The sequence below is a fragment of the Bradyrhizobium sp. UFLA05-109 genome (assembly GCF_054185165.1).
Map to the genome: position 1 here is coordinate 30,789 of NZ_JBBIAR010000036.1, position 13,160 is coordinate 43,948.

A 13,160-nucleotide genomic window follows, 5' to 3' on the forward strand; every position below is an offset into this window, starting at 1 on the left:
GCGACTTGCTTTGGTGACCGCAAGTGATCAAAAAACTGCTTTGCGAGAGCGTCCGTGAGGCAACGTGATGATCACAAAAACGATCACCGCATACAGTCCCCTATCAACGTCCCCCGCTCTGGTTGCGTTTACGAAAACTATCGTCTGATCCCTGGTTTCATGCACAACCATCCCTCCGGCGATCCCTCGCCCTCGCAGGCCGACATCCAGATGACCAAGGCGATCATCGAGATCGCAAAGCCGCTGGGGATTGCGGTGCACGACCATATCATCGTAGGCAAAGGCGGGCATGCGAGCCTGCGCGGCTTGCGGTTGATCTGAAGACCTTCCAAGCAAGTGATGAGATGAAATGAGCGACTGGCTGCACAACCTGCCGGTGCCGTGGATGGCGCTGGTGATTTTCGGCTTCACCTATTTTCTGGCCACGACCGTGTTCGCGGCGGTGATGCTGTTCGCGACTGAGGCGCGAACCAAGTCGCTCAAGACGATCTCGCCGGGCATGCTGCCGGTGCTCGGCATCATCTTCGGCCTGTTCGTCGCCTTCACGGCGGCACAGGTGTGGGGCGATAGCGATCGCGCGAGCGCTGCGGTGAGCCGCGAGGCCAGCGCCCTGAGGAGCGTCGAGCCGCTCGCCGCCGGCCTGCCGGCGGAGCAGGAGGCGCGCCTGCGCGCTCTGGTGCGCGACTATGTCTGGCAGGCCGCCACGGTGGAGTGGCCGATGATGGCGCGGCGGGAGGTCTCCCTGAAAGCGACGCCGTCGACGCTCGCCGAGGCGTTGCAGCTCGTCGTCGCGATAACGCCGCAGGGCACGGGTCAGGCGACCGTGCAGCGCGAGCTCATCAACGCGCTGGAGCAGGCGCTCGATGCGCGCCGGCAGCGCATCATCATCAGCCTTGCCGCGGTGAATGCCGTCAAATGGTGGTGTCTGTATTTGCAGGCGGCGTGCGCGCTCGTGGTGATCGGCCTCGTCCATTGCGAGAACCGCCTCGCGGCGGCCATCGCGATGGGTCTGTTCGCGACCGGCGTTTCGGCTTCCGTGCTCCTGATCGCCGCGCATGACCGGCCATTCGCCGGCCAGATCTCGATCGGACCCGAGCCGCTGCTCCAGATCATGCCGGAGAAGCCGGACAAGGCACCCTGAGGGGATCCTGCTAGAGCACGATCCGGAAAAGTGTGAAGCGGTTTTCCGAAAAGATCATGCTCAAACAATAAGCTAAAGCGCGATGATGATTCATCCCAATCTCATCGCGCTTTAGGAAATTCCCACGATTTCGCGTAGCTGGGAAGCAAGTGCGGGCGTGGAGCAGAGAATCGGGTTTCCTTTGCTGATGCCGTCGCCAGCGAAGAAATCATTGATCGATGCGCCCGCCTCGCTGGCGATGACGATGCCCGCCGCAACGTCCCATGCATTGATGTGCAGCTCGAGATAGGCGTCGGTGCGCCCATTCGCCACATGGCAAAGCCCGAGCGCGCCCGAACCAGAGCGCTTCACCGCGCAGCCGGCGGCGTAGCCGCGCTGGAGGACGGCGAGGTAGTGCTCGAAGGGAATGCGGCTCGACCAGCCGAGTTCGACATAGGCGCGCTTGAGGTCGTCGGTGGCCGAGACGGTGATCGGCCGCCCGTTCAGCGTTGCGCCCTGTCCGCGCTGAGCGACATAGAGCTCGTCCAGCGCCGGTGCGGCCACGATTCCGATGGTCGGAACATGGTTCAGCAAAAATCCGATCGAGATGCACCAGTGGCGGTCGCCGCGGGCGAAGTTCGCGGTGCCATCGATCGGATCGATGATCCAGACCGCATCGCTTGCTGCGCCGCCGCCCTCCTCGCCGATCACCGTGTCGGTCGGGAAGAGCACGGCCAGCCGCTGTCGCAGGAAATCCTCGACCGCTCCGTCGGCAACCGTCAGCCAGTCCTGAGCGCCCTTCATGGTGATGCCGAGGCTTTCCTGCTTGTTGAAATAGTCCAGCGCCAAGCGCCAGGCCTCGGCGACAAGGCCCTGGACGGCATAACGCCGCGTCGCGAGCTCCGTCGGCGTCATCTTCCAGCAACCTCGGCTGGCGCGCCAAAGCGCTCCGCAACATCAGGGATCAACCACGGGAGGAAGGCTTCATCGTCGGTGTCTGGCATGAGCCAGGTCGATTGCTCGTTGGCAGGCATCGCTTCACACATCTCGCGTTCACAAATCTGTTGCATCAGCACGCTACGGATCGCTACGTTTATTCCAAGCCGGTCGCGGAATGGAAGGACAATTCCATTCTGGCAAAATGACATCGGCGCGGAGGGAACGAATCGTGCAGGCTGAAACGCATGGCGTGTCGTGCGCCGGTGCGGCTATCCGGGTGCGAGACCTGCATGTCGCCTATGGCGGCACACCAGTCCTGCACGGCGTCAGCCTCGACTTTGCCCCCGGCACCTTCACCGCTCTCCTGGGCTCTTCCGGCTGCGGCAAGACCACCCTTCTGCGCTCGTTGTGCGGCTTCGTGCCGGTGCACTCCGGCTCGATCGTGGTCGGTGACCGTGACGTCGCTCTGCTGCCACCGGAGAAGCGTGACATGGCGATGGTGTTTCAATCCTACGCGCTGTGGCCGCATATGACCGTGCTACAGAACATCGGCTACGGGTTGAAGCTGCGGGGCACCGCCAAGGCCGAGATCGCCGCCAAGGTGGCTTCGCTGCTCGCGATGCTGGGCCTCACCGGCTACGAGCAGCGCAAGGTCACGGCACTGTCGGGCGGGCAGCGGCAGCGCGTCGCGCTTGGCCGGGCGCTGGCGGTCGATCCCGGCATCCTGCTGCTCGACGAGCCCCTGTCCAATCTCGACGCCAAGATCCGGATGACGATGCGCCACGAAATCCGCGCGATCCAGCAGCGGCTCGGCGTCACGGCCATCCATGTCACGCATGATCGCGAGGAAGCCATGACCATGGCCGACCGGCTCGTCATCATGCAGGCGGGCCGGATCGCCCAGGTCGGCACACCCGAAGAGGTCTACGATCGGCCGGCGAGCGCCTTTATCGCCAATTTCATGGGTGCGGAGAACGTCCTGCCCGTGCATGTCGCGCGCAACGAGGATGGGACGGCCGTGAGTGCCGGTCCCGCGGTCGCCCGGCTCGCGCACGACGACGCCACGGCGGCGCTGCCCTCGGGCGAGGCCGTAGCCTATTTCCGCGATGACGTGGCAAGCCTGGAGGCGCCCGATGCACTGCCGCAGGGGGATCTCCTCGTGCCCGGGCGCATCGCCGCGCGCAGCTATCCCGGCGGCCTCTATCGCTATCGTGTCGAGGCGGTCGGGCGGCAGATCACGGTCGACGACGCAGCGCGCCATGAACCGGGCGCCGCCGTCGGCCTGCGCATCCCGTTACGACGCCTCCACATCTTCCCCGCGGCGGAAGCCGCCACCGCCGCCTGACCAGGAACCAGACCCATGCGCATTCTCACCATAACCTGCTCCCTCACCGCGCTGCTCACAGCGTCGCCGCTCGCCGCACAGACCCTCAACGTCGCTTCGGCCGGCGACCAGAATATGGTCGACTACGTCAAGGACTATCTCGGCCCGATGTTCGAGAAGAGCCATCCCGGCGTGAAGGTCATCTCCGTCGGCACCGGCCCCGGCGATGCCGGCTCCCAGAAGATCTTTGAGAAGCTTGACGCCCAGAAAGGCGCCGCGACCACCGATTTCGACGTGGTCGTGATCCACCAGAAGGCCGCCGGCACGATGGTGAAGCAAGGGCTGCTCGCGAAATACACGGACAAGGTCGACACCGCGAAACTGGTTTCCAGCGAGACCGCCAAGAACTCGCTCGGCGCCGACGTCTCGGGCTACGTCATCCCGATGTTCCAGTCGCAGACGGCGCTCGCCTACAATGCCGACATGCTCAAGAACCCGCCCGACAACTTCGCCGAGCTGAAGGAGTGGGTGAAAAAGAACCCGAAGCAGTTCGGCTACAATGGCATCAAGGGCGGCATGTCCGGCGTGGCTTTCGTCGCCGGCTGGATCTATGCCTTCGGCGGCGACGCCGGCAAACTGATCGAAGGGCCATATGACCCGGCCGAGAAGGCCAAGTGGGACGCCGCCTTCAGCGAGCTGAAGGACTTCAACAAGAACATCGTCATCACGCCCGGCAATGCCGGCACGCTCGACATGCTCAACCGCGGCGAGATCGCGATGGGCCCGGTCTGGGTGGACATGTTCTATTCCTGGCAGGCTGACGGCAAGCTGCCGCCCAACATGAAGCTCAAGCTCGCCTCGCCCGGCATGCCCGGCCAGCCGATGTACTACGCCGTGCCGGAGAAAGCGGCGCAGCCGAAGCTCGCAGAGGAGTTCATCGCGCTCGCCACCAGCCCGCAGGTCCAGGCGGACGGCATCGTCAAGAGGTTCAACTGGTATCCGGGCATCGACGCCAAGAACCTCGAAGGCAAGCTCGACAAGGCGGCGTGGGACAAGCTCTTCACCGACATCACCCCGGCCGACCTGTCCAAGAACGCAAAACCCTTCCCGATCGCGCCCTATTTCAACGACATTCTCGAGGGCTACGAGAAGAAGGTCGCGAACTGAGGGGAGCCTTGCCGGATAGCGTTCGGAACGCCGCGCCATATCATGAGCCTGTCGCAACGCCAGCTCGCATTGCTGCTGATCGCGCCAGGCCTCGCGCTCGTCGCGGCGCTGTTCCTCTATCCGCTCTGCTTCTCTCTCGTCTCGGCCTTTACCGGTCCTGAGGGCGGATTCTCCTTGCAGGCGTTCGGCAAGGCCTTCGAACTCTATTCCGGCGACATCCTCTTCACGATCGTCATCGTCTTGACCTCCTGCCTATTGACGGCGCTGGCGGCAGTCGCCATCGCCGGCACGCTGACGCTCGGCGAGAACCCGTGGATCGTCGGAACGCTCCGCGCCCTTTACCGATGGCCCCTGTTCATTCCCTTCATCGTGGCCGCGCAGTGCATGCGCACCTTCCTGGCCAAGAACGGGCTGATGAACAACACCTTCGTCTCGCTGGGCCTGCTGGAGCCGTTGCAGGCAGTGAGCTATCTCGACTGGCGCGGGATCATCATCACCTTCGTGTGGAAGCAGACCCCATTCGTCGCCCTGCTGCTCGCCGGCGCGCTGGCCTCGCTCGACCGCGCGACGCTCGAGGCCGGGCGCAATCTCGGCGCCTCGCGGCTCAGGGTTCTGATCGAGCTGGCGCTGCCGCAGGCGATGCCGACGCTGCTCGTTGCGCTCGTCCTGTCCTTCGTGACGATGCTCTCGGTGCTCTCCGTGCCGATGATGGTGGCCGGTTCGCAACCGACCATGCTGACCGTCGACATGGCCTTCCGCATCAACTCCTATGGCGATTATGCCACGGCGAATGCGCTCGGCGTCATCACCTACCTGATCAGCGCCGGTGCTGCGATCCTTTATCTGCGGCACGGCATGGCGAAGGAGAGCACGCCGTGAGCCGCTTCGCGTCCTTGCTGCGCGCTTCGCTGGCCGGCGTTGTCCTTGCGGCCTTTGCCTTTGCGCTGATCGGTCCGCTCACCAATCTGGCGCTGTGGTCGGTGGCCGAGCGGTGGTACACGCCATACAAGCTGCCGGTCACCTACGGCACCCGCTACTGGGAGCAGGTCTTCCGCCCGACCGGCGACGCCATGGCCTCGCTCGGGACCTCGGTCTCGATTGCGGTGTTGACGGTCGTCGTCGCTCTCGCGCTCTCCGTGCCGGCCGGCTACGCGCTGGCGCGCCTGAAGCTGCCGGTGCGCTCTCTGTTCATGATCGTATTCCTGCTGCCCCAAGCCTTTCCCTCGGTGGCGATTTACATCAACGTGGCGCGGATCTTCTATGGTCTCGGCATCAACGGCACGGTGCTCGGCGTCGTGCTGGTCCACGCCGCTCACGGCCTGGTCTATTCCGTATGGATCGCGGCCGCGGCTTTCGCGGCAGTCGACAGGGATCTCGAACTCGCGGCCCGCAACATCGGCGCCTCGCCGCTGCGCACCTTCTTCACGGTGACGCTCCCCCTGGCAGCGCCGGGTGTCATCGCCAGCGGCATCTTCGTCTTCCTGGAATCACTGGACGAGTTCACCGGCACGTTCTTCGTCGGCGTCCCGCAAGTCACGACGCTGCCGCTCTTGCTCTACAATGCGGCGATGGGCGGAAACTACCAGGTCGCCTCGATCACGGCACTGATCCTCCTGATACCATCCGTGCTGTTCATGCTGTTCATCGAGCGCTTTCTGCGCGCGGACGTTCTGGCGAAGGTGGGGGCATAGCGCCCTCGCGAGGTGGCATCACCTCAAGCGCCTTGCAGGAGATCGGCTTCGTTCATTGCGAGAACGCCTCGCCGCGAGGCGAACCTTGAGCACTGCCTGACATCTCAAGTTTCCAAGCCGGTGTCACCAGACGCCGGCTTCAGATCGAGCGACGCCGCCGCTCTAGTAGCAATATCTGGGATCGACCCGCACATAGGCACCGTCGGGGCGCTGCATGTAGCAGCCGCGCTGATAGGCGTAGTAGCCGGAGCGGCGGCGCTCGCCTTCAGAGGCGATGGCTGCGCCGGTACCGGCGCCGACGATCGCACCGACCGCCGCACCGCGGCTGCCGCCAACGGCACCGCCGAGGATCGCTCCGCCGACACCGCCGATGATGGCACCGCCAATGGCGTCCTGCGCCGCAGCCTCATGTACCGGGGCCAGCATCGCAACCGCAAGGCAGGCCGCCATTCCAAGTCCTGCCGTCCGAAGTCCTCGAAGCATCTCAATCCTCCAGTGTGACGCGGCCATTCATATCGTCGGCTGGGGATTCGGACCAGAACAATCACGCCCCACCAGGCGTGAGGCGCCATGCGGCGTCGCCATGGTCTCAGATTTCATATCGGCAAAGGAACGCGCATGCTACAGAACGTAGGATGGCGCGGGAGCCGAACCGGCGGCCGGGAATTTCCAGATATTTCATTCATGAGGGATAGCGACATGATGCGTCGATTTCTGATGCTGATCGGCCTGGTGCTGCTGACGATCTCCGCCGCAAAGGCCGGACCGAACGAGGACGCGGTGGCGGCGCGGGCGAGCTGGGAGCAGGTTTACAATGCCGGGGACGCCGACAAGTTTGCCGCGCTCTACACCAAGGACGCGATGCTGTTCGGCTCGACCGCGCAGCTGTTCACCGGCACCGACGGCGTGCGCAGCTATTTCAGCAAGCTGCCCGCAGGCATCAAGGTCAAGATGGGCGATCAGCAGGCGATCGCGGCCGGCCCCGACGTCGTGCTCAGCTCGGGCTTTGCCGACTTCACGCTTCCCAACGGCACCGTGCTGCCCTTCCGCCTGACGCTCGCTTTCGTCAAGGTCGACGGCAAATGGCTGGTGGCCCAGCACCACGGTTCGCCCCTGCCGAAGTGAGCGGCCCGCCGTCACGGCGCGATCCAACGCTGCACGGCTTCGGCCGTGTCGCCCGGGTTGGTGTTGAAGCAGATCGCAGCATTCGGTGCGAGCTGGTGCACGAGGTTGAGCACCTTTTCGAACACGAGCAGGCGCTCCTTCGGCTCGCGCAGTCCGGCGCCGATCACCACGCAGTCAAAGCTCGCCTCGTGCAGGGCTGACGTGACCGCCACCTCCGCCGTCTCGTCGAGATCGATCAGGCAGCTCGTGACCTCATAGCCGAGATCGGTGAGGCGCAGGAGCTGCGCGTCGATATAGGTGCGAACCAGCTCAGGCGTGAGCTGCGGGAACGCGCTGTAATCCGCGCTGCCGGGCTCGATGCCGATCGCAAGCACGCGCTTGGCCATCGCAAAATCCCACCACAGTCATCACTGTGGTGCCAACGGCCATTCCACCCGGCTGGTTCCCGGCCCATCCGGCCAACGAAGGCTCCTTTTGGCCTATTGCCGGAGCAGGATCAGGGGATCGGCGGTATCGGGCACGCGGCGCCATTGTGCGTTGTCGTCGGCCTCGAACTGCCAGGCTTCGCCGGCCTTCGACATCAGGATGATCTGGCCGCGCTCGAGCCGCCATTGCGTCGGGTTGAACTGCGCGATCTCGGCGTCGCATTTCGACTTGAGGAAGACCTGGAAATTGTCGGGACCGGCTTCGGTGTTGGTCAGCACGAGCGTGCAGACCGGCTGTCCATTGCCGCGCACAATGGACCAGTCGCCGATCATCTGGTCCATCGACTTGGCCATCGAGCGGGCGGCCGCGAGATTTTGCAGGATGTAGACACCCTCGCCCTGCCGCAGGCCTTCGAAGATGCCGGCCTCGACCTCGGTGAAGTCGATCACGGATTCGCCGGTCGCATCCTGCAGCCGGACGATGTCGAGGCCCTTGATGCTCCAGGCCGTGATGTCCTTGGTGAAAGGCAGCGCGGTCTTGCAGGCCGGCTCCAACTCGAGCTTGGAGGCCTGGCCAGCCGCGTCACCCTTCAGCGTCACCACGCAGGTCTTGCTGCGCTCGGTGGTGGACAGCTCCCACTGCCCGACCATGTCCTTCTTCAGGGTCGTCGCATCCTGCGCCTGCGCAACACTGGTCACGGCGACCAGCGCCGCGACGATTGCCCACGCACCGACCCGAAGATGTGTCATCCGCGACTCTTCACAGGGGTTTCCGGGACCGGCGTGATCGGCGGCTTGCCGGCAAACCAGGTCTTGAGATTGTCGACCACGAGCTGGTCCATCGCGTTCCGCGTTACCACGGACGCCGATCCGATATGTGGCAGCAGAATGACATTCTGCATTGTCTTGAGCTCATCCGGCACGTTCGGCTCGGCAGCGAACACGTCGAGACCGGCGGCAAGGATGGTGCCGGATTTCAGCGCCTGAACCAGCGCAGGCTCGTCGACGACGGAGCCGCGCGCGACATTGACCAGCACGCCGCGCGGACCGAGCGCCTTCAATACATCGGCGTTGATCATCTTGTTGGTGCCGGCGCCGCCTGGCACGATGACTATGAGCGTGTCCACGGCCTTCGCCATCTCGATCAGATCGGGATAGTGCTTGTAGGAAACATCCTTGGACGGATTGCGCGAGTGGTAACCGACCGGCACCAGCGAGGCTTCGATCCGGCGCGCGATCGCTTGTCCGATCCGGCCCATGCCGACGATGCCGACCTTGCGATCGCGCAGCGAGCCGACGCTCAACGGATAGTTCTGGGTCGTCCAAAGGCCGGCGCGTACATAGCGGTCGGCCGGGATGAATTCGCGCACGGTGGCAAGCAGAAGGCCCATCGCAACGTCGGCAACCTCTTCCGTCAGAACGTCCGGCGTATTGGTGACGACAATATCGTGCTCGCGCGCATACGCCGTATCGACGTGATCGTAGCCGACGCCGAAATTCGCCACGATCTCCAGCTTCGGGAAATGCGACAGCGAATCCTTGTCGGCCCGCACGGTGTGGTAAGTCACGGCGATACCGCGGATTCTTTCGCGCACGGCAGGCGTCAGGCGCTCGAGGTCGGCCCGCGTCTCCGCCTTGTGCACGACGAAATGGTCTGAGAAGCCGTTTTCGAGAATCGGCCGCACCGGCCCATAGATCAGAAGATCGATCTTCTCGGAAGAAATCGAAGCGGCCGTCATCAGTTTTCCTTTCCAAGGGCGCTTTCATGCCAGCGCCGTAAAACGAGGTGGGAAATTAGCGCCAGCACCCCATAGATGACAATCCCGGCAAGCGACAGCAAAAGCAGCGCCGCGAACATGCGAGGTATGTTGAGACGATAGCCGGATTCGGCGATCCGGTAGGCAAGGCCCGATCCGGCCCCTGCCGTTCCCGCCGCGATCTCGGCGACAACGGCGCCGATCAGCGACAGGCCGCCTGCAATGCGCAGGCCGCCGAGGACATAGGGCAAGGCCGAGGGCAATTTAAGAAAACGCAGGGTTTGCGGCTTCGAGGCGCCATAGAGCTGGAACAGTCCGGCGAGGTTGCGGTCGACCGAATTCAACCCGAGCGTGGTGTTGGAGAGGACAGGGAAAAACGCGACGATGAAGGCGCAGACCACGACGGCGGTTTGCTGGTCGAGATAGATCAGGAGCAGCGGCGCGATCGCGATCACCGGCGTCACTTGGAGAATCACGGCGTAGGGAAACAGCGAATATTCCACCCATTTCGACTGGTTGAACAGCAGCGCGAGCGCGATGCCGCCGAGGCTGGCTGCGATAAAACCTTCGAGCGTAGTGAGCAAGGTGGTGACAAGCGATTGCGACAGCACCGCCCAGTCCTTGATGAGAGTCAGCAAAACGGCCGAGGGCGCCGGCAGCACATAAGGCGGGATCTGCTTGATGCGGACCGCGAGCTCCCAGGCGATGAGACCTGCCGCGAAGACGGCGAGGGGAAGCGCGAAGCGCGCGGCGCGCAAGGCGCGGTTCTGAGGCTTTGCCGGGACGACGGGCTCTGCGCTCATAGCACCGACTGCCCGGAATAGGACGGCGCGAGCGCGCTCGACACCCTGCGGCAATAATCGGCATACCCTGCGGAGGTGCGAAACTCTTCTCCGCGCGGCTCGACGGTCTCGATCCGGATGTCGGCCTGGACGCGGCCCGGCCGCGCCGTCATCACCACGACGCGCTGGGAGAGATAGACGGATTCGAACACCGAATGGGTGACGAAGACGACGGTCTTGCGCAGGCGCCGCCACAGCGTGAGCAGATCGTTGTTGAGACGAAAGCGCGTGATCTCGTCGAGCGCCGCAAACGGCTCGTCCATCAAGAGGATGTCGGGATCGGTGACGAGCGCGCGCGCCAGCGAGACCCGCATCTTCATGCCGCCGGAGAGCTCGCGCGGAAAGGCTCCGGCAAAATCGGCCAGGCCCACACCGGCAAGCGCCTCGTCCACGCGCGCATTCGCCTCGGCCCTGGCGACGCCCGCAAGCTTCAGCGGCAGCCGCACGTTCTCGCGCACGCTGGTCCAGGGCATCAGCGTCGGCTCCTGGAATACGAAACCGATGGCATGCCCGGGCCGCGCCACACCCTCGTGGCGCGAGACCCGCACCGCCCCCGTGCTTGGCGGGCTCAGGCCCGCGATCAGCCGCAGCGCCGTCGACTTGCCGCAGCCGGACGGCCCGAGCAGGGAGATGAACTCGCCCTTGCGGACGGCAAGGTCGAACGGCCCGAGCGCCATCACGCCGTTGTCATAGGCCTTCGTCACGCCGCGCAGACTGACGGCCAGCGCCGTCAGCCCGACATCGCCCCCGGACGAAGCTCTGACGTCCGCCATCGGCTCGCTTTTACGGGTTGCTCGGACGCAGCTCGACGCCGACGCCCTTGTTGACGAAGCGTAGTGTGTAGGACTTGCGATAATCGATGTCGGAGCGCACCACGCCGGCCTTGACCATCTTGTCGAAGAAGGAGGTGTAACGCTCGTCGCTCATGGCGCCGATGCCGTTCTTCAGGGATTCGCCGGAATCGACGATGCCGTACTCCTTCATCTTGGCGACCGAATAGGCGAGCAGCTCGTCGGTCATTTCCGGGTTGAGCTTCTTGATCATGGCGTTGCCGGCGGAATTGTCGCCATAGATGTAGTTGTACCAGCCGACGATCGAGGCATCGACGAAACGCTGCACGAGATCCGGCTTCTTCTCGACGATCTCGCGGCGGGTTTCGATCAGGGTGGAATAGGTGTTAAAGCCGTAATCGGCGAGCAGCAGCACGTTGGGCTTGAAGCCCGCAGCCTTCTCCACCGCAAAGGGTTCCGACGTCACATAGCCCTGCATCGCGCTCTTGGGATTGGCGATGAAGGGCTGCGGATTGAAGTTGTAGGGCCTCACGTTCTTGTCGCTGAAGCCGTATTCCGACTTCAGCCACTGAAAATAGCTGGTCATGCCCTCCTTGGAGACGAACAGCGTCAGGGGCTTCAGATCCTCGATCTTGGCGACCTTGGCATCCGGCTGCGTCAGCATCACCTGCGGATCCTTCTGGAAGATCGCGGCGATCGTCACGACGGGCACGTTGTTGGTGACGGCGTCGAACGACATCAGGGTGTTGGCGGCCATGAAGAAATCGATCTTGCCGGCGATCAGCAGCATCCGGTTGTTCTCATTCGGCCCGCCGGGCACGATGGTGACGTCGAGCCCGTAGCGCTTGTAGGTGCCGTCGGCGACCGCCTGGAAGAAGCCGCCATGCTCGGCCTCGGCGACCCAGTTGGTGCCGAAGGAGACCTTGTCGAGGGTCTCGGCCCGCGCCGGCAGGATCGAGATGCATGCGGCCATCAAGCCTGCCGTTAACGCTCGCCGCAGATGGATGGGGCGCATGATTGGACTCCGTCGATCGTTCTGGACCATGATAAAACACAAGAATTTCGGGGACGCGGCCAGTCGGGCCACGTCCCCTCGAGACCGCCAAACTACTACGTTACAAATTCGCGCAAAGAAACCACGATGAGACCTTCCCGCGACTGGACCGATATCCGCTGGAGCGAGACCGGTCTTGCGGAACCGGCGCGCTGGATCGCGGTCTTGCCGCTGGCGGCGACCGAGCAGCATGGGCCGCATCTGCCGCTCGAAACGGATGTGCTGATCGCCGAGGCATATCTTGCGCGGGTGCGCGAGCTCGCGCCCGAAAACCTTCCTGTCACGTTTCTAGGGATCGAGCGGATCGGAATTTCCACCGAGCATATCGACTACCCGGGCACGCAGACGCTACCGACCGAGGTGGCGCTGAAGAGGTGGACGGGAATCGGCGAGGAGGTCGCGCGGGCGGGCCCCAGAAAGCTCGTCATCGTCACCAGCCATGGCGGCAACAGCGCGGCGATGATGCTGGTGGCGCAGGATCTGCGCGCACATCAGAAGCTGTTCGTCGTGACGACGTCCTGGTCGCGGCTCTCTGGCGCGGAGCTATTGTTTCCCGCCGACGAAGTGCGCCACGGCATTCACGGCGGGGCAGTCGAGACCTCGATCATGCTGGCGCGCTATCCGTCAGAAGTACGCCAGGATGCGATTGCCGATTTTGCTTCGAGCAGCATCGCGATGGAGCAGCAATATCGCTGGCTGTCGACGCAGCGGCCCGCACCATTCGCCTGGCAGGCGCAGGACCTGCACCTGAGCGGCGCCGTCGGCAACGCGACACTGGCCTCCGTCGAAAAAGGCGAGCAACTCGTCGACAGGGGCGCACGTGCGTTTTGCGAACTGCTGGCCGAGGTCGATAACTTCGACGTGAAGAGACTCGCGTCAGGCCCTCTCGCCTAACTCATATCTCTTTGAGATTCCTGGATTATCG

General features: G+C 64.0%; 16 protein-coding genes and 1 pseudogene. 8 read left to right on the top strand and 9 right to left on the bottom strand.

Annotated features, from left to right (window positions below; genetic code table 11):
- Positions 1-156: 156 nt before the first annotated feature.
- Both Q3C01_RS25195 and Q3C01_RS25200 read left to right on the top strand, forming a co-directional pair.
- A pseudogene (locus Q3C01_RS25195) lies at positions 157-321 on the top strand (JAB domain-containing protein); the annotation flags it as partial.
- A gap of 28 nt (positions 322-349) precedes the next feature.
- Entirely contained in the window at positions 350-1,141 is a 792-nt protein-coding gene (locus Q3C01_RS25200) for a bestrophin-like domain (protein WP_458147994.1), read from the top strand.
- A gap of 111 nt (positions 1,142-1,252) precedes the next feature.
- Here Q3C01_RS25200 and Q3C01_RS25205 read toward each other — a convergent pair whose 3' ends face one another.
- Together Q3C01_RS25205 and Q3C01_RS25210 are read right to left on the bottom strand one after the other, a co-directional pair.
- Positions 1,253-2,035, bottom strand: a complete 783-nt coding sequence (locus Q3C01_RS25205) for an inositol monophosphatase family protein (protein ID WP_458147995.1) — start codon at positions 2,033-2,035, stop codon at positions 1,253-1,255.
- On the bottom strand, positions 2,032-2,196 hold the full coding sequence (locus tag Q3C01_RS25210; RefSeq protein ID WP_458147996.1) for a hypothetical protein: 165 nt from the start codon (positions 2,194-2,196) through the stop codon (positions 2,032-2,034). The genes Q3C01_RS25205 and Q3C01_RS25210 overlap by 4 nt, the downstream gene beginning before the upstream one ends.
- Before the next feature lie 92 nt (positions 2,197-2,288).
- Here Q3C01_RS25210 and Q3C01_RS25215 point away from each other — a divergent pair, with 92 nt between their 5' ends.
- The 4 genes from Q3C01_RS25215 to Q3C01_RS25230 are packed head-to-tail and all read left to right on the top strand — an operon-like array spanning position 2,289 to position 6,241.
- Entirely contained in the window at positions 2,289-3,404 is a 1,116-nt protein-coding gene (locus tag Q3C01_RS25215; protein WP_458147997.1) for an ABC transporter ATP-binding protein, read from the top strand.
- A gap of 15 nt (positions 3,405-3,419) precedes the next feature.
- Positions 3,420-4,550 carry an ABC transporter substrate-binding protein gene (locus tag Q3C01_RS25220; protein ID WP_458147998.1) on the top strand — a complete coding sequence of 377 codons (1,131 nt, stop codon included), beginning with the start codon at positions 3,420-3,422 and terminating at the stop codon, positions 4,548-4,550.
- Between the two features lie 48 nt (positions 4,551-4,598).
- Positions 4,599-5,429, top strand: coding sequence for an ABC transporter permease (locus tag Q3C01_RS25225; RefSeq protein WP_458148051.1), 831 nt, complete (start codon positions 4,599-4,601; stop codon positions 5,427-5,429).
- Complete coding sequence (locus Q3C01_RS25230) at positions 5,426-6,241, top strand: ABC transporter permease (RefSeq protein ID WP_458147999.1); 816 nt, start codon at positions 5,426-5,428, stop codon at positions 6,239-6,241. Before Q3C01_RS25225 ends, Q3C01_RS25230 begins: the two co-directional genes overlap by 4 nt.
- 162 nt (positions 6,242-6,403) lie before the next feature.
- On the opposite strand, the gene Q3C01_RS25235 is transcribed toward Q3C01_RS25230, so the two are convergent.
- Positions 6,404-6,724 (bottom strand): glycine zipper domain-containing protein, encoded by a 321-nt coding sequence (locus Q3C01_RS25235; protein WP_458148000.1) that lies wholly within the window; start codon positions 6,722-6,724, stop codon positions 6,404-6,406.
- Positions 6,725-6,940: 216 nt separating this feature from the next.
- Between Q3C01_RS25235 and Q3C01_RS25240 the strand changes: the two genes are divergently transcribed.
- Entirely contained in the window at positions 6,941-7,366 is a 426-nt protein-coding gene (locus tag Q3C01_RS25240; RefSeq protein ID WP_458148001.1) for an SgcJ/EcaC family oxidoreductase, read from the top strand.
- An 11-nt stretch (positions 7,367-7,377) separates the two neighbouring features.
- Here Q3C01_RS25240 and Q3C01_RS25245 read toward each other — a convergent pair whose 3' ends face one another.
- The 6 genes from Q3C01_RS25245 to Q3C01_RS25270 all read right to left on the bottom strand — a co-directional run bounded on the left by Q3C01_RS25245 (position 7,378) and on the right by Q3C01_RS25270 (position 12,196).
- Positions 7,378-7,752: a hypothetical protein gene (locus tag Q3C01_RS25245; protein ID WP_458148002.1), complete on the bottom strand. Its 375-nt coding sequence runs from the start codon at positions 7,750-7,752 to the stop codon at positions 7,378-7,380.
- Positions 7,753-7,845: 93 nt separating this feature from the next.
- Positions 7,846-8,541, bottom strand: a complete 696-nt coding sequence (locus tag Q3C01_RS25250) for an AprI/Inh family metalloprotease inhibitor (RefSeq protein WP_458148003.1) — start codon at positions 8,539-8,541, stop codon at positions 7,846-7,848.
- Positions 8,538-9,530 carry a 2-hydroxyacid dehydrogenase gene (locus tag Q3C01_RS25255; RefSeq protein ID WP_458148004.1) on the bottom strand — a complete coding sequence of 331 codons (993 nt, stop codon included), beginning with the start codon at positions 9,528-9,530 and terminating at the stop codon, positions 8,538-8,540. The genes Q3C01_RS25250 and Q3C01_RS25255 overlap by 4 nt, the downstream gene beginning before the upstream one ends.
- On the bottom strand, positions 9,530-10,351 hold the full coding sequence (locus Q3C01_RS25260; protein ID WP_458148005.1) for an ABC transporter permease: 822 nt from the start codon (positions 10,349-10,351) through the stop codon (positions 9,530-9,532). The genes Q3C01_RS25255 and Q3C01_RS25260 overlap by 1 nt, the downstream gene beginning before the upstream one ends.
- Complete coding sequence (locus tag Q3C01_RS25265; RefSeq protein ID WP_458148006.1) at positions 10,348-11,163, bottom strand: ABC transporter ATP-binding protein; 816 nt, start codon at positions 11,161-11,163, stop codon at positions 10,348-10,350. Before Q3C01_RS25265 ends, Q3C01_RS25260 begins: the two co-directional genes overlap by 4 nt.
- A gap of 10 nt (positions 11,164-11,173) precedes the next feature.
- Positions 11,174-12,196: an ABC transporter substrate-binding protein gene (locus tag Q3C01_RS25270; RefSeq protein WP_458148007.1), complete on the bottom strand. Its 1,023-nt coding sequence runs from the start codon at positions 12,194-12,196 to the stop codon at positions 11,174-11,176.
- Positions 12,197-12,322: 126 nt separating this feature from the next.
- On the opposite strand from Q3C01_RS25270, the gene Q3C01_RS25275 reads away from it, so the two are divergent.
- Complete coding sequence (locus tag Q3C01_RS25275) at positions 12,323-13,129, top strand: creatininase family protein (protein WP_458148008.1); 807 nt, start codon at positions 12,323-12,325, stop codon at positions 13,127-13,129.
- Positions 13,130-13,160: the final 31 nt, after the last annotated feature.